The organism is Jiangella aurantiaca (genome assembly GCF_004349105.1).
In the GTDB taxonomy this organism is placed as follows: Bacteria; Actinomycetota; Actinomycetes; order Jiangellales; family Jiangellaceae; genus Jiangella; species Jiangella aurantiaca.
Window position 1 is genome coordinate 185,177 of sequence record NZ_SMLB01000007.1, and the last position, 20,667, is coordinate 205,843.

Consider the following 20,667-nt stretch of genomic DNA (forward strand, 5'->3'; position numbering starts at 1 on the left):
TTGCCGGGCACCGGCAACGCCCGAGCGAGCCGTCAGTCGGTGGTGACCCGCAGGCTCAGCTCCATCCGTCCGTCCTCGATCTGCATCGCCATGCCGACCGCCTGCAGCGCCTCGATCGAGCGCGTCTCGGCCTCTCCGAGCGACCCGCCGGCCGCGTCGAGGACGTGCTGCTCGACGGCGTCGAAGTTGAGGAAGAAGACGGAGTCGGCGTCGGCGGCGTCGGCCACCGCAGTGCGGTAGACGTCGGTGTCGGCCAGGCCGCCGCCCTCGAGCAGTGCTGCCGCGTAGTCCTCGGAGGTGGCGAGCACGTAGCCGTCGTCGGTCGTCTCCAGCGGCAGGCCGTCCAGCGAGGCGCCGGCGTCGGCGGCCAGGCCCTGAACGCGCTCCCACAGATCGGCGAACGCGCCGGGATCGGTGACGACGCGGGCGCCGACGTCGATGGAGGAGAAGTCGCCGTACTCGGAGAACGCCTCGACGTCGAGATCGCTCGCGTCGACGGCGACGACGAGGTTCTCGCCGAGCACGGTGGCGAGGTCGTCGGGCAGGACGAGGCCGGTCTGCGCCTCGAGCTCGGCCAGCATCTCCGCGCCGTCGGGGATCGACTCCAGCATGGCGTCCCAGTTGTCGCGCAGGTACTGGCCGGCGTCGCGCGAGCCGACGAAGAGCGTGGTGTCGTCGGGCACGTCGGCGTCGACGCCGCCGCCGTCGAGGGCGTGGTACGAGCTGCCGGTGACGACGCCGGCCAGCTCGGCGTACCGGTCGTCGAAGCGGACGGACACCGCGACGCTGCGGTAGGTCTCGTCGATCAGCTCGCGCACCTCTTCCAGCGACGGCAGGTCGTTGCCCGAGGCGCCGGCGCCGATGCCGAACGCGCTCGCCGAGCCGTCGAACGTGTCGAACATGGCGGCGCCGGAGAACCACGCCGACGCGATGCCCTGCTCGCCCAGCTGCTCCATAGCGTCGGCGAACTCGGGGTTGTCGGCCAGCGACGAGTCGGCCGCGGCCTCCGCGTAGGCGTCGGCGTTCTCCTGGGTGTCGGTGACCAACAGGTAGCCGTCGACGTAGGCGCGGCCGAGGCCGCCGGACTCGGCGTCGGCGCCGCCGCAGCCGAGGACGCGGTCGATCGCCGCGGTGGCGGCCTCCTCGTCGCCGGCCTGCAGGGCGACCACGTAGCCCGGCTCACCGCTGTCGGCCGAGGGCGGGGTCATGGCCGCGCCGACGCGCTCGCCGACCCACGGCTCGACGTCGTCGGCGAAGTCGATGTCGCAGCCGGTGGCGTCGGCCAGCTCGTCGACGAACCGCTCGCGCAGGTCGACGTCCTCGTCGGTGATACCGGTGGCCTCGGTGAACAGCGGGAAGTTCTGCAGGAACCGGAACGCCTCGATCTTCTGCCCGGCGGACGGGTCGAGGTCGAGCCGGACGTAGCCGATGGCGTCGGCCGGGAGCACGTCGTGCGGCTGCGCGCCGCCGCCGTCGAGCGCCTGCCAGGCGAAGACCGCGCCTGGCACGACCAGCAGCACGGCCGCGGCGATGCCACCGGCGAGCAGCCCCCGGCGCTTGCGCGGCACGATGGCCGGCTCCGCGGCGGCGTCGTCGGCGTAGTCCAGCGGCTGGGTGGCCGGATCGGGCGCGGCCGGGTACGGAGTGCCGGGCGGCGGTGGCGGCACCGGCGGCACCGGGCCGGAGCCCTCAGCCGGCTCGTGCTCGCCGGGGTCCGTGGGCGATCCTGGATACGACATGGCGACCTCCGCCTTCCCCCGTGAGCGTCGGACCTGCACGCCGACCGCGCGCTCAGGGTAGCGGAAAGTCCGGATTCATGCCTTGTGTCAACCTGTCCAGTGCGCGGCCGTACGATGACCGTCACGTGGACCGCAGTGCGGGCAGCACCTCGTCGCGGTAGAAGCCGAAGAAGCCGTCCTGATCCGGTCCGATCTGGTTCACGTAGACCTCGTCGAAACCGGCATCGACGTACGACGTCAGGAACTTCCGGTGCTCGTCGGCGTCCGGGCCGCAGGCGACGGAGCCGGCCAGCGTCTCGCGGGTGACCAGCGTGGAGGCCTGCATGATGTGCTCCGGCGTCCGCAGGACCTGGGGCAGCTCGCCCGGGAGACCCTGGTTCGGCCAGTGGCGCAGCACGATGTCGAGGCCGTCGTCCGCGCTGGGGGCGAAGCACACCTTCGCGCCGGCCTGCTTCGGCTTGCCGGCGCCACCCGCCGCCTCGAACCGTCGCGCCATCTCCGCGTCCGGCGACGTGGAGATGAAGCCGTCGGCGATGCGGCCGGCCAGGTCGGCCGCATCCGGCCCGAAGCCGGACAGGTAGACCTTCGGCGGCTCGTCGGGGACGGTGTAGAGCCGGGCGTGCTCGACGTCGTAGTACGGGCCACGGTGGGTGACCACCTCGCCGGTCCAGAGCGCACGCATGATCTCGATCGCCTCCTCGAGCATGTCCAGCCGTTGGTCCGCCAGCGGCCACGGCGCCCCGGTGACCTGCTCGTTCAGCGCCTCACCAGTGCCGACGCCGAGTGTGAACCGGCCCGGCGCCATGACGGCCGTCGTCGCCGCGGCCTGCGCGACGATCGCCGGATGGATGCGCAGCGTCGGGCAGGTGACGGCGGTCGTGATCGGCAGCGATGTCTCGCGCGCCAGCGCGCCGAGCACCGTCCACACGAACGGCGCCTGACCCTGCTCGTCGGTCCAGGGGTGGAAGTGGTCGGAGATCCAGAGGGCTTCGAACCCGGTCTCCTCGGCGAGCCGCGCCTGGCGGAGCAGCTCGTCGGGCGGCCAATCCTCGGTGGCGAGGAAGTATCCGTAACGCGTCATGGTCCCGCCAGTACCCAGACCGGCGTCCGGCATCGCCGACAGCGAACACAAGAACCCTTGCGTCAATGTGACCGGGTCTCGTCCACACCGCAGCTGAACAGTAGACTCGTTCTACGAACCTGATTCGCCCCGCTGTGGGGCGTTGGAGGAGAACGATGCAGGGAAACAACCCGATCTTCAGCCGGGCTGAGGGCTTCAACGGACGGCACGCGACCTATGACGCCGCCGCGCCGAGCGCTGAAGAACTGCAGAACATGTATGCCGCTCCGTCGGCGACGCCCGTGCAGACCGGGCGGATGACGTACGACGACGTCGTCATGAAGACCGGCATCACCTTCGCGGTGCTGATCGCCGGGGCGGTCGTCGGCTGGCTGAACCCGGGCCTGACGTTCATCGGCCTGATCGTCGGACTGGTGCTAGGCCTGGTCAACGCGTTCAAGCGCAACCCGTCGCCGGCACTGATCCTGCTGTACGCGGGGTTCGAGGGGCTGTTCGTCGGCGGCATCAGCAACTACTTCGAGAACACGGCCATCTCCGGCCGGCCGCTCGACGGCATCGTCGCGCAGGCCGTCCTCGGCACGCTCGGCGTGTTCGCGGCGACGCTCCTGGTCTACCGCAGCGGGAAGATCCGGGTGACGCCGAAGTTCCAGCGCGGCGTCATGATCGCGCTGATCGGCTACGCGATCTTCAGCCTGGTCAACCTGATGTTCATGTGGTTCGGCTCGTCCGACAGCGCCTTCGGTTTCCGCGACGGCTGGTTCGGCGTGCTGATCGGCCTGTTCGCGGTCGGCCTGGCGTCGTTCTGCCTGATCCTCGATTTCGACTTCATCGACAAGGGCGTCAAGGCCGGTCTGCCGGCCAAGTTCGCCTGGACGGCGGCGTTCGGCCTCACGGTCACGCTGGTCTGGCTCTACATCGAGATCCTGCGGCTGCTCGCCATCTTGCGCGGCGAATGACCGCCTGAGCGCACACGAAACGGCCCGCCCCGTGGTTCATGGGGCGGGCCGTTCTCGTTGGTGTCCGTCCGTGCCGGCGGTCCGGGGCCGCGTTCAGACGCGGACGGACGTCGGCGGTCGTCCGTCGCGGAAGGTGTCGTGGTGTCCGGTCAGCCGAACATGCGGGCGGCGCGGCGCAGGTCGGCCTCATGCACGATGGCCGTCGCGTGGCCGTGCGCCAGACCGTGCTCGTCGCGGAGCCATCTCACGCGGTCGTCGAAGCGCAGGAAGGACGGTCCGGCCTCCAAGGCCTCGAACCACTCCGGGAGTTCTCGTCCGGTAACGCTCGGAACCCGGGCGAGAAGGTTGCGATGGGTCTCGTCGGAGTGATTCAGGCTCATGGCTGCCTCCGAAGGCTATAGAGGTTCCCGTACATCGACTGTGCCGCAGGACTCCGGACGGCACAACCCCTTCCCCCAAGACCATCTGCGGACCGGGCCGATCCGCGCGGCGTCAGCCGAGCCGCTCGAGGATGATCGCCATCCCCTGACCGCCGCCGACACACATGGTCTCCAGCCCGATCGACGCGTCCCGCGACCGCAGCCCGTTCACCAGCGTCGTCATGATCCGCGCGCCGGTGGAGCCGAACGGGTGGCCCAGCGCGATGGCCCCGCCGTGCACGTTGAGCTTGTCGTGGTCGATGCCGAGCTGCCGCGCGCTCGGGACCACCTGCGCGGCGAACGCCTCGTTGATCTCGACCAGGTCGACGTCGTCGATGGTCATGCCGGCGCGGGCCAGCACCCGCCGCGACGCCTCGACCGGACCGAGGCCCATGATCTCCGGCGAGAGCGCGGACGCGGCCGTCGCGACGATGCGCGCGAGCGGAGCGAGCCCGAGCTCGCGGGCGCGGGTGTCGGACATGATCACGACGGCGGCGGCGCCGTCGTTGAGCGGCGTGCAGTTGCCGGCCGTGACGGTGCCGTCGGGCCGGAAGACGGGCTGCAGCGCGGCCAGCTTCTCCAGCGTGGTGCCGGGACGTGGGCTGTCGTCGCTGTCGACGACCTGGCCGTCGGGCCGGGTGATCGGGACGATCTCGCGGGCGAAGAAGCCGTCCTTCATCGCCTGCTCGGCCCGCGCCTGCGAGAGGACGGCGAACTCGTCTTGGTCGGCGCGGGTGACGCCGACCGCGGTGGCGACGTTCTCGGCGGTCTGGCCCATCTGGATGTAGATGTCGGCGAGCTCACCGTCGGCGCGCGGGTCGTGCCAGGTCTCGTTCGTCGCGGCGTACCGGGCCGTGCGTGCCTGGGCGTCGGCGAACACCGGGTTCTGCGTTTCGACCGGGTCCACGCCGGCTCCGCCGAAACCGACGTAGCGCGAGACGCACTCGACGCCGGCGGACACGAAGACGTCGCCCTCGCCGGCCCTGATCGCGTGGAACGCCATCCGCGCCGTCTGCACCGACGAGGCGCAGAACCGGTTGATCGTCGCCGCGGGGACGCCGTCGAGCCCGAGCTGGACGGCGATCCGCCGCGCGACGTTGCCGCCCTGCTCGTCGCGCGGCTCCGCGCAGCCGACGTAGATGTCGTCGATGGTGGTGGGGTCCAGCGCCGGGATCTGGTCCAGGGCCGCCTGGATCGTCATGACGGCGAGGTCGTCGGGCCGCACGTCGACCAGCGACCCCTTGTAGGCCCGCCCGATCGGCGACCGCGCGGTGGCAACGATGACTGCCTCAGGCATGGCGGGCTCCTTCGACCGTTGGTTACCGACTGGTAACTCCAGGATACTCCCCGGCAGCGCAGCCCATCACCGGGAGCCCCGCGCGTCCGCGGGTTCTGGGACGCGTCACGTGTGTCCGATGTGCATTTCGCCGGGTGTGCCGTTCGTCTGGGGTCGTGTCGTTCGTTCGCGAGTCTGGGCACACGACGAGGTCGCTTGGCGTGATTCGGGGCGTGCCGAAGGTCGCTTGGCGTGGTGCGGTGCGCCGTTTGGTGCCTGTGGACAGCGATGATCATCAACGATCACGCACATCACCAGGACTACCCGAGCCTCAACACGATTGCAGGCGTGGTGAAGCTCCAGAAGACCTCATGGTGGCCCCCGGAACGCCGGGAAATCTCACACCGTGGACACCGGGACCGCGACTTCGATACAGCTCGCCGTATCGAAGACCGCCAACGTCCACTCGGACGGGCCCACGCGGCGAACCAGACGCGACCGCATCATTCCCGGGCCAGCCCGGCTGCGGTCACACCCGCTCGGGCGCGTCCGGGAGCGGCCGCCGGCGGCGGTTGCGCAGCTGCGCCCAGGGGCCGCGCGGCCCGCCGGCCCGGCCGCCGACCGTCGCCGCGGCCACCTCGGTGCCGGCGTGGTCGGCAGCGGCGACCGCGGCGATGGAGACCGGCAGGACGCTGTCGCCGCGGACCGCTTCCGGCAGCTCGTCGCCCGGCGCCCAGAGACCGAGCGCGCCGATCAGCGACGGCAGGACCGCGGCGGCCGCGTGCGCGTAGCCGGCGGACGACGGGTGGAACTGGTCCTCGCTGAACAGCTCGCCCGGTGCGGCATCGAACTCCGGCCCGAGGATCGAGCCCAGCGACACCGTCCGGCCGCCGGCCGCGACGACCGCGATCGTCTGGGCGGCGGCCAGCTGCCGGCTCGCCCGCCGGGCCAGCCACCGCAGCGGCTGCCCGATCGGCCGGATCGTGCCGAGGTCGGGGCAGGTGCCGACGACCACCTGGCAGCCGGCCTCGCGCAGCCGGCGCACGGCTTCGTCGAGCAGCCGGACGGACTCGGTCAGCTTCACCTGGTGGGTGATGTCGTTGCCGCCGATGATCAGCAGCGCGACGTCGGGCGCGGCCGCCTCCGCGTGGTCGAGCTGGTCGGCGAGGTCGGCGGTCTGCGCGCCGACCTGCGCGACGGTGGTGAGGGCGACCGGGCGGTGCGCCACCTCGGCCAGCCCGGCGGCGAGCAGCGCGCCCGGCGTCTCCTCGGCGGTCTCGACGCCGTAGCCGGCTGCCGCGGAGTCGCCGGCGACCACGAACGAGAGCGGCGTGCCGTCGCCGCTGCCGTAGAGGCCGTCGGGGTCGGGCGGGCCCCCGAGCGGGCGGCCGGTGATGGTGCGGCGGGCCAGCTTCGCCTGCAGCCGCAGCAGTCCGTAGCCGGCGGCGCCCAGCAGGCTGAGCCCACCACCCCCGTACGCGGCGGCCGCAGCGAGACGACGTGCCATCTGAACGTTGACCAAGCCGACCACCGTTCGACTCTAGCGAACCGGACGCTCGGCTAAGGTCGACACGTGGAGTACTACGAAAGCGTCGTGGACCTCATCGGCGACACCCCGCTGGTCCGCCTGGGCGCCGTCGCCTCCAGCCTGCCGGCCACCGTGCTCGCCAAGGTCGAGTACCTGAATCCGGGCGGCTCGGTGAAGGACCGCATCGCCACCCGGATGATCGAGGACGCCGAGAAGGCCGGCCTCATCGGCCCCGGCGGCACCATCGTCGAGCCCACGAGTGGCAACACCGGTGTCGGGCTGGCGCTGGTGGCGCAGCGCAAGGGCTACCGCTGCATCTTCGTCTGCCCCGACAAGGTGAGCGAGGACAAGCGGAACGTGCTCAAGGCCTATGGCGCCGAGGTCGTCGTCTGCCCGACGGCGGTCGCGCCCGAGGACCCCGACTCCTACTACTCGGTGTCCGACCGGCTGGTCCGCGAGACCCCCGGTGCCTGGAAGCCCGACCAGTACTCCAACCCGGCCAACCCGCGGTCGCACTACGAGACCACCGGGCCAGAGCTGTGGAAGCAGACCGACGGCCGCATCACCCACTTCGTCGCGGGCATCGGCACCGGTGGCACCATCAGCGGCGTCGGCCGCTACCTCAAGGAGGTCTCCGGCGGCAGGGTGAAGATCGTCGGCGCCGACCCCGAGGGCTCGGTCTACTCCGGCGGCACCGGCCGGCCGTACCTCGTCGAGGGCGTCGGTGAGGATTTCTGGCCCACGACCTACGACACCGAGGTGTGCGACGAGATCATCGCGGTGTCCGACAAGGACTCCTTCGACATGACCCGCCGCCTGGCCCGCGAGGAGGGACTGCTGGTCGGCGGCTCCTGCGGGCTGGCGGTCGTGGCGGCGCTGCGGGTGGCCGAGCGGGCCGGCCCGGACGACGTCGTCGTCGTGCTGCTGCCCGACGGTGGCCGCGGCTACCTCTCCAAGGTGTTCGACGACACCTGGATGACGTCGTACGGCTTCCTGCCGCCCGTCGAGGGCGTCACCGTCGGCGACGTGCTGCGGGTCAAGTCCGGCGAGATGCCGGCGCTCGTGCACACCCACCCCTCCGAGACCGTCGCCGACGCCGTGCACATCCTGCGCGAGTACAACGTCTCGCAGATGCCGGTCGTGCGGGCCGAACCGCCGGTCATGGCCGCGGAGGTGGCCGGCTCCGTCGTCGAGCGCGACCTCATGGACGCGCTGTTCACCGGCGCCGCCGCGCTCACCGACCGGGTCGAGCGGCACATGTCCGACCCGCTGCCGACGGTCGGGGCGGGCGAGGCGGTGTCGGCCGCCGTCGAGGCGCTGCGCGCGGCCGACGCGCTGCTGGTGGTCGACGACGGCAAGCCCGTGGGCGTGCTGACCCGCGCCGACCTCCTGGGCTACGTCGTGGCCGGCTGAGGCGCCGGCCGGCGGGTTCAGCCCTCCTCCAGGACCAGAGCCGTGGCGCCGCGGATCTCGACAACCTCGATCGTGGCACCTTCCTCTATGATCGAGCGGCCGTCGTAGCAACGCGCCGACCACACCTCTCCGGCCAGCCGGATCAGGCCGTTGTGGGCGTCGACCCGCTCGATGACCACGCCGCTCTGCCCAACCAGCGCGGCCACGCCGAACGACGACGGCGGCGGCTTCAGCAGCCGCTTCTTGGCGATCGGGCGGACGACGCCGAGCAGTGCCACGCTGACCGCGACGGCCACCAGCACCTGCACCAGGAACTCCGCGCCGGTTGCGGCCGCGACGGCCCCGCTCACCGCCCCGATGGCCAGCATGAGGAAGAAGAAGTCGAGCGTAGTGAGTTCGATGGTTCCCAGGACGAGCGCCGTGCCGGCCCAGGCGAGCACCCAGGCGTGCTCGCTGAACCAGTCCCACATCGACTGCATGGCCGCAGTGTATTGACTCACGCCGGATGTCCGGTTGGTCTAGCGGTGGCGAACGCTGCCGCTTTCGACGGTGACGACCGGGGCGGCGCGCCTGTCGGTGGTCCGGCGATGCGGATGTCCCGGCGTCACCGTGACGTTCTCATCGTCCTGCCGTGCATCGATCACGTGCCTTTGATGACGCTGGTCACTGGAGCGGAACCGGGCCTCGGCCGCAGGATCACAAGGCGGACGGCGAGGCACAGGGGGCGGTCGATGGTGGGCGACGCGGACGGGACGTTCTGTACCGAGAGCGTGTTCTTCTACGCGCCCGTCGGCCGGCCGCCCTGGCGCGTGACGCCGGTGCGCTCCGTGCCACCCGACACCTGGCCCGCCGCCGCCGATGCCGGCATGCCAGGAACCCCTGCACCCACCGCCTCGGCGCGACCGCACGCCTCCACCGGGGTCCTGGCGCTGGCCGGGACACTCGGCTCGGTCACGGGGATGTCCGGTGATCGACCAGTATGAGCTCTACTGCCTGACCGACGGGCTCGTCTACGACACACCGGGACGTCCGGCGTCCGGAAGTGCGGACTTCGCGGTCGCGGCTCGGCGCGTTCCGGAGGGCTGGCAACGCACGGCCACGGACGTCTGGATGAGCTACGCGCCCCGCGAGATCGAGCTGCCACCGCAAGGCTGGAAGATCCATGTCTCGTCCCGTGTCGAGGACGCCGAGCGGGCGCTGGAGACAGTGTGGGACTACTGCGTGCCGCGCGGACTGGCGTTCAAGTTCCTGCGCAGTCACGCGGTCATGGTGATGTTCAACTCCAAGTCGGCATTCCGCGGGTCGAGCGGGAAGCTGGTGACGATCTATCCCCGGGACGTGGCGGAACTCGAGCTCGTGCTCAAAGAGCTGGACGAGCTGATGACCGGGGTCGAAGGCCCGTACATCCTCAGCGACCTTCGGTACGGCGACGGGCCGCTCTTCGTCCGGTACGGCGGCTTCACTCCGCGGTACTGCCTCGACGGCCGGGGTGCGCGCGTGCTCGCGCTGGAGAACGACCTGGGCGAGCTGGTTCCCGACGTTCGAGGACCCGTCTTCGCCACGCCTCCCTGGGTGCCGCTGCCGGAGTTCCTCGAGCCGCACCTGGCCGCCCGAAACGCGGTCACCGTGAGCGGGCTGCCCTACGCGATCGAGAGCGTTGTGCAGTTCTCCAACGGCGGCGGTGTCTACCTGGGCCGGGTGCGCACGACCGGCGAGCGGGTGCTGCTGAAGGAGGGACGCCCCTTCGCCGGCCTCGACGTCGCCGGCCGGGATGCCGTGGAACGCGTCATCCACGAGCGGGACATCATGCGACGGCTGTCCGGGTTGGACAGTGTGCCCGCGGTGCACGACCACTTCACCGTCGGCGACCATCACTTCCTCGTCGTCGAGTTCGTGGACAGCGTCCCGCTGCAGCGTGTGCTCGTGATGCGATACCCCTTGACGCACCCCGATCCGGCGCCGGACGAGGTGGCCGGATACACGACGTGGGCGCTGGAGATGCTCGACCGGGTCGGCCGCGCCGTCGACGCCCTCCACGAACGTGGCGTGGTCTTCGGCGACCTGCATCCCGACAACGTCCTCGTCGGCACCGACGACCGCCTGGTCCTCGTCGACTTCGAAGTGTCGACGCTCGTCGCGGACGATGCCCGGCCGGCGCTGGCCCATCCGGGGTACGCTGCGCCCGCGGACCGGCAGGGCGCCGACGTCGACCGTTACGCGCTGGCGTGTCTGTGTCTCGGGCTGTTCGCACCCCAGACGACGACGATGCTCACGCTGCACCCGGCCAAGTGCTTGCACTTGGCCGAACTCATTGCGGAGACCTTCCCGGTGCCGCGTGCCACGCTGGACCGCGCCGTCCGCACGATCCTGGGCGCACGCGCCGACGACGCGTCGACCGAACTCCGGTCCGTGCCGATGCCGGGGGCGGCGGAATGGGAGCACGTCCGGGACGCGATGTGCCGAGCGATGGTCGCCAGTGCCACCCCCGGCCGTGAGGACAGGCTCTTCCCGGGCGACATCGCGCAGTTCCAGCCCGGCGGTGGTGTCAACGTCGCCCATGGCGCGGCCGGCGTGCTGTACGCCCTCGCCAGCACGGGCGCCGGTCGCTTCCCGGAGTACGAGGACTGGCTGTGCGCGCGTGCTCTGGCCGCCGACCAGGAGGCCGGTCCGGGCTTCTACGCCGGCCTCCACGGCGTCGCTTACGTGCTCGAGGAGCTGGGACGTCGCCAGGACGCCCTCGACACCATGGAGCGCTGTCTCGGCCTCGAGCTCGACGCGCCGGAGCTCGGGCTGTACTCCGGAATCGCGGGAGTCGCGCTGAGCCTGCTGCACCTCGGCGACCGCACCGGCGATCGGGCCTTCCACGATGCGGCCTGGCGACTGGTGGACGTCACGGCCGATCGCCTCGGCGGACCCGAGGACGTGCCGGTGATCAGTGGCGGGGACCATCCCCGGGCCGGCCTCTTGCACGGCTCCTCGGGGCCGGCGCTGCTCTTCCTACGCGCGTACGAGCGCGACCGCGACCCGGCGCTGCTCGACCTGGCGGCCACCGCGTTGCGACAGGACCTGCGCCGGTGCATCCGGGCCGAAGACGGGACGCTGCAGGTCAACCAGGACTGGCGCACGCTGCCCTATCTCGACGAGGGCTCGGTCGGGATCGCCGTCGTGCTGGCGCGTTACCTGACGCATCGCCGGGACGAGGCGTTCCAGGCCGCGCTGGGCGACCTGCTCGGCGTGATCCGCGCCCGCTACTTCGTCCAGTCCGGGCTGTTCACCGGTCGCAGCGGCCTCATCGCCGCGGCCGGCATGATGGCGCGGTCCGGGCTCGCGCCGGGCCGGGTCACCGATGCGGATCTGACGGAGCTGGTCCGCCGGCTGGCGTGGCACGCCCTGCCCTACGGCGGCGGGCTGGCGTTCCCGGGAGACCAGCTCTTGCGGCTGTCGATGGACTTCGCCACTGGTACCGCCGGTGTGCTGTTCGCCGTCGGCACCGTGCTGCACGAGCGACCGGTGTTCCTGCCGTTCCTCGAGCCTCCCGCCGATGCATCGCATCGGCGGACCATGGGCCCGGCTGGGCGGCTGGACCCGGATCACGCGAGGAAGGAGGTGTGAACGGCGACTCGTCTCACACCAGGACACGGACAATGGGAAGGAGGTGTAGACCATGGCACTCCTCGACCTTCAGGGACTCGAGGCTCCCGGCGGCGGCCACTGTGGCGGTGGCGGCGGCGGTGGCAGCACACTGACCGTCGCGACCTGTGGATCGCTTCGGCCGAGCAACCTCAGCGTCGCACTGTGTCACTGACCGACACGCGGGTCCTGGGCGGCCATCGTGCCGCCCAGGACCTGCCCGGTGACGAGAAGGAGCAGCTGCCGTGATCTCACCGCTGATGGCACCGACGTATCCCCGTGCCGAGCGCCAGCCGATCGTCGACGACCTCCATGGCCTCCTGGTGCCAGATCCCTACCGGTGGCTCGAAGACCCGTCGCTCCCGGAGACGCGGGAGTGGCTGGCCGCGCAGGACGAGCTGTGGCGACAGCACCAGCGGGTCCTGCCGGGATTGGGCTCGCTGCGTGCCCGGGTGGCCCGGCTCACCGAGGTCGGAGCGATCACGGCGCCGGTATGGCGCGGCGACCGCCGGTTCTTCCTCCGCCAGACGGCGGGACAGGAGCACCCGGTGCTCTACGTCGCCGGGCCCGACGGGCGCGAGCGCGCGCTCGTCGACCCCATGGCTCTCGCGGGTGACGGGTCGGTCAGCCTCGACCGCTGGCAGCCCGACGGCGACGGGCGACTGCTGGCCTACCAGGTGTCGAGGCACGGGACCGAGCAGGCGGAGCTCTACGTCCTGGACGTGGACACAAGGCGCGTGGTCGACGGACCCATCGACCGCTGCCGCTACTCGCCGGTCGCCTGGCTCCCCGGTGGGACGGCGTTCTATTACGTCCGCGCCGGCACGCGCGATGACGGGAACCGCCGCGGCGTGTACCTGCACGAGATCGGCACGGCGGCGGACGGCGACCGGATGATCGCGGGCCCGGCCCCCGACGACGGCGGCTCCTACGGACTCGGGATCAGCTGGGACGGGCGCTGGCTGGTGGTCTCCGCGACCAGCGGCTCCGCTCGGTCCAACGACCTGTGGCTCGCCGACCTGTCGACGTCGTCGTGGGCGCACCCGCGGCTGCGGGTCGTGCAACAGGGCATCGACGCGCGGACGGTGGTCGACGTAGGCCTCGACGGGCGCCTGTACGTGGTCACCGATCTCGACGCTCCCAACGGCAGGTTGTGCGTGGGCGATCCGGGTCGCCCGGAACCCGAGGTGTGGCGCGATCTGGTCCCCGCCGAGCCCGACGCCGTCCTCGCCGACTTCGCGGTCCTCGACGGTCCCGAGCTGGCCCGTCCCGTTCTCCTCGCCGCCCGGACCCGGCACGCCCTCGGCGAGATCACCGTGCACGACCTCCGTACCGGAGACCGGCTCGCGGAGGTGCCGCTGCCGGGTCCGGGGACGATCGGACCGCTCTCCGCCCGACCCGCCGGGGGGCACGAGGTGTGGTTCACCTACACCGACCACCTCACGCCCAGCACCGTGTACCGCTACGACGCCCGCACCGGCGAGACCACTCGCTGGGCCGCGGCGCCGGGCGCCGTCACCGCACCCGACGTCGACGGCCACCGAATCGTCTACCCCTCCGCCGACGGCACACCGGTGCGGATGGTCGTCCTGGCGGGACGCGGTCACTCGGGCCCGCGCCCGGCGATCCTCTACGGTTATGGCGGCTTCGGCGTCCCACTGACTCCCAGCTACTCCAGCTTCACCCTTGCCTGGGTGGAAGCCGGCGGCGTCTTCGCGATCGCGAACCTGCGCGGCGGGGGAGAGGAAGGCGAGCAGTGGCACCGCGCCGGCGCCCTCGACCACAAGCAGAACGTGTTCGACGACTTCGTGGCCGCGGCCGAGCGGTTGATCGCAGACGGCTGGACGACCGGCGACCAGCTCGGGATCTGCGGCGAGTCGAACGGCGGACTCCTCGTCGGTGCCGCGCTGACCCAGCGGCCGGACCTGTTCGCCGCGGCCTTGTGCTCGGCGCCGGTCCTCGACATGGTCCGCTACGAGAGGTTCGGTCTCGGGCCGGCCTGGAGGGGTGAGTACGGGACCGCCGACGACCCCGATCAGCTGCGCTGCCTGCTCTCGTACTCGCCGTACCATCGTGTCCGGCCCGGCGAACGTTACCCCGCCGTCCTGTTCACCGTGTTCGGTGACGACACGCGGGTCGATCCGCTGCACGCATACAAGATGTGCGCTGCCCTGCAGTGGGCGACGGCAAGCGACCGCCCGGTGCTGATACGTCACGAGGACGGCGCCGGGCACGGCGCGTCACCGGCCAGTCGCCGTGTCGCCCTCGCCGCCGACATGCTGGCCTTCGCGGCGGCCCACACCGGGCTCGACCTGTCCGCGAGGTAGGGACGCATGAGGGGGAGCTCCCAGCGCGAACGCCCGCGACCGGCGGCACGGGTCATCACGTTCGGTGCCGTGGTCCGGCACGGTGGACGCTGGATCCCGGTGATAGGACTCGCCGCGCTGGTCGACAGCCTCGTCGTGCTGGCCCTGCCTTTCGTGTTCGGCCGCACGGTGGACGCCATCGTGACCGGCGGCGACGTCGGCCGGTGGCTGCTCGTCGCCATGGGGCTCATCGTGGTCGGCATCGTCAGCGACCTCGTCGACACGTTCGCCGACGCCGCCTGCGTCGCCGGTACCACCGCTTGGCTGCGCAACCGCCTGATCCGTCAGGTGCTGGCCATCGGTCCCGCGGCCGGCCGCCGGTTCACCACCGGAGACCTGGTCAGCCGGGTCTCAGGGAACGCCGTCGACGCCGCCCAGGCGGGTCCGAGCGTGGTGACGGTAGGCGCGGCGGCGCTGCCACCGGTCGGCAGCCTGGCGCTGCTCGCCTACATCGACGTGTGGCTCGCGGCCGCCTTTCTCGGCGGGGTCTCCCTGGTGGGTCTGGTCCTGCTGGCCTTCACCCGGCGCACCGCCGAGGCGGCGCTGGCGTATCAGGAGACCCAGGCGCGGATCGCCGGCCGGCTCACGGAGTCGTTGTCCGGGATCCGGACCATCGCCGCCGCCGGCACCGTCGGCCGGGAGGAGGATCGGGTGCTGGAACCGCTGCCCGACCTCCACGACCACGGCGCGCGGGCCTGGCGCGTCCTTGCCCGGTCCAGTGCGCAGTCGGCCGTGGTCGGGCCGATCGTGCTGGTGGCTGTGCTGGCCGCAGGTGGGCTCCAGGTGGTCGACGGCCGCATCACCGCCGGCGAGTTGTTCGCGGCCAGCCAGTACGCGGTGCTGGGCGCCGGGCTGGGCGGGCTGACCGGCGTGTTCGCGGAGTTCGCGCGGGCTCGGGCCGGTGTGGCACGGGCCGCCGAGGTCTTCGCCGTGCCGCCGCTCCGTTACGGCAGGATGCACCTCCCACCCGGCCCGGGGCGGCTGGAGTTCTGCGGCGTCACCGTCCGCGGTGAGGAGTCCCCGCTGCTGGACGGGGTCGACCTGGTCGTGCCGGGCGGAGTGGCGGTGGCCGTCGTCGGCCACTCCGGCGCCGGCAAGTCGGTCCTCGCCGCCCTGGCGGCCCGGCTGCGTGATCCCGACGAAGGCCAGGTGCTGCTGGACGGGGTGCCGCTGCACGAGGTCGACCACGATTCGTTGCGGGCCGCGGTCGGCTGCGCCTTCGAGCGACCGGAGTTGGTCGGTGCCACCACCGGGGACGCCATCGGGCTCGGTCTGGAGCGCGACCTGGTGGAGGCCGCCGCGCACGCCACCCACGCGTACGAATTCGTCAGCCGGCTGCCGGACGGGTTCGACACGCCGCTGCACGATGCTCCCATGTCCGGCGGGGAACGGCAGCGGATCGGCCTGGCCCGGGCCTGGCACGCCGGCCGGCTGCTCGTCCTCGACGACGCGACTTCGAGTCTCGACACCGTCACCGAACTGCAGATCAGCCGGACCCTCACCAGTGACGAGGGGCGGCGTACGCGGTTGATCGTCACGCATCGGGCGGCCACTGCCGCGCGCGCCGACCTGGTCGTGTGGCTGGAGCAGGGGCGGGTGCGGGCGTTCGGCCCGCACGCCCAGCTGTCGGGCGACCCGGCCTACCGGGAGGTGTTCGGATGAGGCGGGAGCTGCGGTTCGGCCTCGCTTCGCTGCCACGCCGGCCGCTCCTCGAACTGGCCGGGTGGTCGCTGCCGGACGCGGTGCCCACGGCGTTCTACGGGCTGGCCGTCGCGCGTGCGGTCGACGACGGATTCCTGGCCGGCCGTCCGGCGGTCGGGCTGGCCTGGCTGGCCGGGCTCGTCGCGGCGGCCTGCGTCGGCGCGATCGGGTCCCGTCAGGTGTATCGACGCCTGGGCGACCTGGTCGAGCCGTTCCGCGACGAACTGGTTCGCCGGGTGGTGACGGGTGCACTGCGACAGGGAGTGGCAGGCCGCCCGGACGACGGTGCGGTGGCGCGGCTCACCCGGCAGGTGGAGATCGTCCGCGACACGTACGCCGGACTGATCGTCGTGGCTCGCGACTTCGTGGTGCGCCTCGTCGGTGTCGTAGTGGGACTGCTGACCATCGCGCCGGTGATCGTCGTACTCGTGCTGCCACCGTTCCTGCTCGGGTCGGCGGTCGCCGTCGCGACGCTCGGCCTGGCGGCGGCTCGGGTGCGCGCGTCGGTACGCGCCGACGAACGCACCGCGGCCGCAGCAGGAGAGGTGGTCGCCGGAGCCAGGGACATCACGGCGCGTGGCGGCGAGGGTTACGCGACCGCGCTGGTGGCCGGGCCGGTGGCCCAACACGCCGCCGCCGAGCGAGCGCTGGCTCGGGTCGGTGCGCTGCGCACCCTGTGCTTCGCACTCGGCGGCTGGGCTCCATTGATGCTCCTGCTGGCCGCGGGTCCCTGGCTCGTGGCGCGGGGGGTGACCGCAGGAGCACTCCTGGGCGGGCTGACGTACGTTCTGGTCGGGCTGCACCCGGCGCTGGGCACCGTCATGGGCGCCCTCGGCGGCAGCGGTCTGCGGTACGTCGTGACGCTGGGCCGGATCCTCGACGCTACCGCGGTCGATCCGGCGGGCACTCCGCTGGCCAGGGCGCCCAGTGGGCACCGGGTGGTCGTGGACGCGGTCACCTTCCGCTACGGACCACATGCCGCTCCTGTCGTGCGCGGCCTCGATCTGGTGATCGACGACGGTGATCACCTGGCCGTCGTCGGGCCGAGCGGGATCGGGAAGTCCACCCTCGCCGGCCTGATCTGCGGGTTGCTCCGGCCGGACGAGGGACACGTGCTGCTGGGCGGGGTCCCCGCCGCCGATCTGCCGGCGGAGCGGCTGGCGGCCACGCGGGTGCTCATCCCGCAGGAGGCGTATGTCTTCGAGGGGACCGTCCGCGACAACGTCACCTATCTGCTTCCAGGGGCGTCCACCGCAGAGCTCCGTCGCGCTGTGGAGGCCGTCGGCGCCGAGGGGCTGCTGAGCCGGCTCGGGGGAGTGGATGCGCTGGTGCGCCCGGACCGGCTGTCGGCCGGCGAGCGCCAGCTGCTCGCGCTCGTGCGCTCCTACCTGTCGCCGGCTCCGTTGGCGGTTCTCGACGAGGCCACCTGTCACCTGGACCCGGTGGCCGAGCGGCTCGCCGAGGAGGCCTTCGCCGGCCGTGGCGGCACGCTGATCGTCATCGCACATCGGATCAGCTCGGCGTTGCGCGCCCGGCGCATCCTCGTACTCGACGGCACGTCCGCGACCGTCGGAGAGCACGACGAGCTGCAGCTCGCCTCACCGCTGTACCGGGACCTCCTCGGGCATTGGACCGGCCCCGCGCCGGACGGCCGCCGTCAGATCCAGCCGGCGTCCTGAGCGATCCGGATCGCCTCGATGCGCGTGCGCGCGCCGGTCTTGGTGAGGATGTGGGAGAGGTAGTTGCGCACAGTGCCGGGGCTCAGATAGAGGGTTCGGGCGATCTCCTGCGGTGGCGCGCCGGTCATCGCCAACCGCAGGACGTCGAGCTCGCGGTGGGTCAGCGGGCTCTCCGCGGCCGTCAGCGCGGCCACGGCCAGCGCTGGGTCCAGCACCGGCTCGCCACGCGCCACGCGCCTGACGGCGTCGAGGAGGTCGGCGAGCGACGCGTCGGTGGCGATGAGACCGACGCGAGGCGCCATCCGCGCCAGCGACAGGCACGTTCCGTCGACAGTGCCTCGCTCGAGCAACATCAGGACGCGAAGTCCCGGCAACTGCCGGCACAGGTCGTGCACGTCGACCGGGTCCCGCAGCATGACGTCGAGGACGAGGACCTGCGCGCGAGTCCGGCGCGCGGTTGCGAGAACGGAATTGCCCTGATCAAGCTCGGCCATGACTTCTAGATCATTTTGCCGTGCCAATTCAGCGCTGAGAGCGTCGCGCAGGAGCCCCGTTCTGTGCGCGAGCAGAACCCTGGTAGCCACGCAGCTCGCCCCCCTAGCGATCAGCCGCCCAAAGGCGGCAAATACCCCAAGTCACTGCGGAGCGTGACTCACCTTAGCGTTCAGGGTCGATTCCGGCCACAGCTTCCGCAACATCATCCGCCCCCCAGGTCATTGCCCCGCCGTCGCCGATCACGAGGCGACAACGGCCGCCGTCGTCCCAGAAGTGATCATAGACGCGCTGTGTATTTGCGGCGGGAAGGAACGTAGCGCTCCCGATCCCAAATCCGGACATGATCGCTCCGGTCATTCTGCGGCAGACCTGCAGTTTGTGCGGCTGTCTGCTCGAGCCCGGGGCGCCACCCGTGATCATTACGCAGGCCGTCGAATGATCACTTCCGAGTGGGCCGATACCGTCAGAAGACGTTCCCGTGCCGTGCTGCCGCCTGGGCGACCGGAAGCCGGCGAACGCGTGCCATGGCCTGGCCGCCCAGCGGCCGGTCTGAGATCGGTCTGAGAACCGTGTGAGAGCATGATCCGCATGGCCTCCCGAGTGCGTCGCGCCGGTCATCGCGATCGGGGACGCCGCCGGGCGCCGGAATCACCGTCCGGAGGTCGCGGCCGCCTGCTGGGCGGCCTCGCTCTCGGCCTGGCCGTCATAGGCCTCGTGGGCTGGGCGGTGGTGCCCGACGGCGAGCCGGTCGCGGGCAACGCCGCCATCGTGCCGCCGGTGGCGCACCCGCCCAAGACCCTCGTCGTCCTCCCGGCCACCCGCCCGACGCCGGCGCCGTCGGCCACGCCGTCCGCCCCGGCCACGCCGGAGGTCCCCGCCACCGGACCGGGCACGTTCGCCGTCACGCCCGGCCAGAGCGCCCAGGCCGGCACGGGGAGCACGCTGCTCACGTACACCGTCGAGGTCGAGACCGGGCTGCCGTTCGACCCGATCGAGGTGGCCGCCGTCGTCGACGCGACGCTGGCCGACCCGCGCAGCTGGATCGCCGGCGGCCGCCACTCGTTCCAGCGGGTCCCGTCGGACGGCGACCTGCGGATCCTGGTCGCCACACCGGGCACCACCGACGAGCTGTGCGCGCCGCTGCGCACCCGCGGCGAGGTGTCCTGCCGCAACGGCGACAACGTCGTGCTGAACGCGCTGCGCTGGGCGGTCGCCGTCCCGCACTACAACGGCGACGTGGCCGGCTACCGCCAGTACGTCGTCAACCACGAGGTCGGCCACGCTCTCGGCGAGGGCCACGTCCCCTGCCCGGGACGGGGTCAGGTCGCGCCGGTCATGCTGCAACAGACCTACGGCTTGGACGGCTGCCTGGCCAACAGCTGGCCGTATCCCTAGTACGCGCCTCATCATCGATAATCAGATAACGAGACGGCGACGGACTGTCGAGCATCTTGGCCGACGACGACATCGCGGTGGCGGCCGTCACCGTGGCCGAGCTCCAGCTCGCCCCTCGTCCACGCCCGGCTTCTCGCCCAGGTCCGGCGCACCGGAACGCCCCGAGGCGCTCATGACCTGATCATCGCCGCCACCGCCGCCGCGACCGCGCGCGTGCTGGTGACCCGCGACGACCAGGCCAGGTTCGACGATCTGCCCAGGGTGCACGCACTCCAGGCCTGACCGCCGCTCGGTTCAGAGCGACGTGCCGGTGCCGATCGGGCAGGCGACCCCGGTGCCGGCGAGCCCGCAGTAGCCGTTCGGGTTCTTGGCGTCGCTCAGGTACTGCTGGTGGTAGTCCTCGGCGTAGTAGAACGTGCCCAGGGGCTCGATCTCGGTGGTGATGTCACCGTGGCCGGCCGCCCGCAGCTTGGCCGCGTACGCCTCGCGCGAGGCCACCGCGGTCTCCAGCTGCGCCGGCGACGTCGTGTAGACGGTCGAGCGGTACTGCGACCCGATGTCGTTGCCCTGCCGCATGCCCTGGGTGGGGTCGTGCTCTTCCCAGAACGCCTTGAGCAGGCTCTCGAAGCTGATCACGGCCGGGTCGAAGACCACCCGCACCACCTCGGCGTGCCCGGTGCGGCCGGTGCACACCTCCTCGTAGGTCGGGTTCGGCGTGTACCCGCCGGCGTAGCCCACCGCGGTGGTCCACACGCCCGGCAGCCGCCAGAAGATCCGTTCCGCACCCCAGAAACAACCCATGCCGAACACGGCCTCCTGGTACCCGGCCGGCGGCTGGCCCTCGATCGGCGTGCCGAGAACGGTGTGCGTGCCGGTCAGCCCGAACGGGCGGGCGTCGCGGCCGGGCAGCGCCTCCTCGGGACCGACCTTCCTCGTCTTCACCAAGCGATCGAACAGCGACATTCGCTCACACCTCCGCTCACTCGAAC

The 20,667-nt window shown here is 71.8% G+C and carries 17 protein-coding genes and 1 pseudogene; 10 read left to right on the forward strand and 8 right to left on the reverse strand.

What is annotated here, in order from left to right; all coding sequences use genetic code 11:
- Positions 1-32: 32 nt before the first annotated feature.
- The gene (locus E1262_RS08040; RefSeq protein WP_132102612.1) at positions 33-1,739 is read right to left on the reverse strand and encodes a DUF3352 domain-containing protein; all 1,707 of its coding nucleotides are present in this window, start codon (positions 1,737-1,739) and stop codon (positions 33-35) included.
- 121 nt (positions 1,740-1,860) lie between these two features.
- Positions 1,861-2,820, reverse strand: a complete 960-nt coding sequence (locus tag E1262_RS08045) for a TIGR03557 family F420-dependent LLM class oxidoreductase (RefSeq protein WP_132102613.1) — start codon at positions 2,818-2,820, stop codon at positions 1,861-1,863.
- A 155-nt stretch (positions 2,821-2,975) separates the two neighbouring features.
- Here E1262_RS08045 and E1262_RS08050 point away from each other — a divergent pair, with 155 nt between their 5' ends.
- Positions 2,976-3,776: a Bax inhibitor-1/YccA family protein gene (locus tag E1262_RS08050; protein WP_132102614.1), complete on the forward strand. Its 801-nt coding sequence runs from the start codon at positions 2,976-2,978 to the stop codon at positions 3,774-3,776.
- A gap of 149 nt (positions 3,777-3,925) precedes the next feature.
- Here E1262_RS08050 and E1262_RS08055 read toward each other — a convergent pair whose 3' ends face one another.
- The 3 genes from E1262_RS08055 to E1262_RS08065 all read right to left on the reverse strand — a co-directional run bounded on the left by E1262_RS08055 (position 3,926) and on the right by E1262_RS08065 (position 6,978).
- Complete coding sequence (locus E1262_RS08055) at positions 3,926-4,156, reverse strand: DUF4287 domain-containing protein (RefSeq protein WP_132102615.1); 231 nt, start codon at positions 4,154-4,156, stop codon at positions 3,926-3,928.
- A gap of 112 nt (positions 4,157-4,268) precedes the next feature.
- The gene (locus tag E1262_RS08060; RefSeq protein WP_132102616.1) at positions 4,269-5,492 is read right to left on the reverse strand and encodes an acetyl-CoA C-acetyltransferase; all 1,224 of its coding nucleotides are present in this window, start codon (positions 5,490-5,492) and stop codon (positions 4,269-4,271) included.
- Between the two features lie 508 nt (positions 5,493-6,000).
- The gene (locus tag E1262_RS08065) at positions 6,001-6,978 is read right to left on the reverse strand and encodes an SGNH/GDSL hydrolase family protein (RefSeq protein WP_132102617.1); all 978 of its coding nucleotides are present in this window, start codon (positions 6,976-6,978) and stop codon (positions 6,001-6,003) included.
- Positions 6,979-7,044: 66 nt separating this feature from the next.
- Between E1262_RS08065 and E1262_RS08070 the strand changes: the two genes are divergently transcribed.
- A complete protein-coding gene (locus tag E1262_RS08070) occupies positions 7,045-8,412 on the forward strand; it encodes a cystathionine beta-synthase (RefSeq protein ID WP_132102618.1) in 1,368 nt (455 codons plus the stop codon).
- A gap of 17 nt (positions 8,413-8,429) precedes the next feature.
- Here the strand turns inward: E1262_RS08070 and E1262_RS08075 are convergent, their stop codons facing one another.
- On the reverse strand, positions 8,430-8,891 hold the full coding sequence (locus tag E1262_RS08075; RefSeq protein WP_203453670.1) for an NfeD family protein: 462 nt from the start codon (positions 8,889-8,891) through the stop codon (positions 8,430-8,432).
- A gap of 252 nt (positions 8,892-9,143) precedes the next feature.
- Here E1262_RS08075 and E1262_RS08080 point away from each other — a divergent pair, with 252 nt between their 5' ends.
- The 6 genes from E1262_RS08080 to E1262_RS08105 all read left to right on the forward strand — a co-directional run bounded on the left by E1262_RS08080 (position 9,144) and on the right by E1262_RS08105 (position 17,788).
- A complete protein-coding gene (locus E1262_RS08080; RefSeq protein WP_132102619.1) occupies positions 9,144-9,395 on the forward strand; it encodes a hypothetical protein in 252 nt (83 codons plus the stop codon).
- Positions 9,379-12,024 carry a class III lanthionine synthetase LanKC gene (gene lanKC / locus E1262_RS08085; RefSeq protein WP_203453671.1) on the forward strand — a complete coding sequence of 882 codons (2,646 nt, stop codon included), beginning with the start codon at positions 9,379-9,381 and terminating at the stop codon, positions 12,022-12,024. Before E1262_RS08080 ends, lanKC begins: the two co-directional genes overlap by 17 nt.
- A 52-nt stretch (positions 12,025-12,076) precedes the next feature.
- Positions 12,077-12,217, forward strand: coding sequence for a SapB/AmfS family lanthipeptide (locus tag E1262_RS32010; protein ID WP_132102620.1), 141 nt, complete (start codon positions 12,077-12,079; stop codon positions 12,215-12,217).
- Between the two features lie 85 nt (positions 12,218-12,302).
- A complete protein-coding gene (locus E1262_RS08095) occupies positions 12,303-14,369 on the forward strand; it encodes a prolyl oligopeptidase family serine peptidase (protein WP_132102644.1) in 2,067 nt (688 codons plus the stop codon).
- A gap of 6 nt (positions 14,370-14,375) precedes the next feature.
- Entirely contained in the window at positions 14,376-16,070 is a 1,695-nt protein-coding gene (locus E1262_RS08100; protein WP_132102621.1) for an ABC transporter ATP-binding protein, read from the forward strand.
- Positions 16,067-17,788, forward strand: coding sequence for an ATP-binding cassette domain-containing protein (locus E1262_RS08105; RefSeq protein ID WP_132102622.1), 1,722 nt, complete (start codon positions 16,067-16,069; stop codon positions 17,786-17,788). The genes E1262_RS08100 and E1262_RS08105 overlap by 4 nt, the downstream gene beginning before the upstream one ends.
- Here the strand turns inward: E1262_RS08105 and E1262_RS31660 are convergent.
- A complete protein-coding gene (locus E1262_RS31660; RefSeq protein ID WP_275261652.1) occupies positions 17,767-18,372 on the reverse strand; it encodes a response regulator transcription factor in 606 nt (201 codons plus the stop codon). The two genes, E1262_RS08105 and E1262_RS31660, sit on opposite strands and share 22 nt — an antisense overlap.
- A gap of 499 nt (positions 18,373-18,871) precedes the next feature.
- Here E1262_RS31660 and E1262_RS08115 point away from each other — a divergent pair, with 499 nt between their 5' ends.
- On the forward strand, positions 18,872-19,678 hold the full coding sequence (locus tag E1262_RS08115) for a DUF3152 domain-containing protein (protein WP_132102623.1): 807 nt from the start codon (positions 18,872-18,874) through the stop codon (positions 19,676-19,678).
- A 120-nt stretch (positions 19,679-19,798) separates the two neighbouring features.
- A pseudogene (locus E1262_RS32015) lies at positions 19,799-19,960 on the forward strand (PIN domain-containing protein); the annotation flags it as partial.
- Positions 19,961-19,972: 12 nt separating this feature from the next.
- Here E1262_RS32015 and msrA read toward each other — a convergent pair.
- Positions 19,973-20,641, reverse strand: a complete 669-nt coding sequence (gene msrA, locus E1262_RS08125; protein ID WP_132102624.1) for a peptide-methionine (S)-S-oxide reductase MsrA — start codon at positions 20,639-20,641, stop codon at positions 19,973-19,975.
- Between the last annotated feature and the right edge of the window lie 26 nt (positions 20,642-20,667).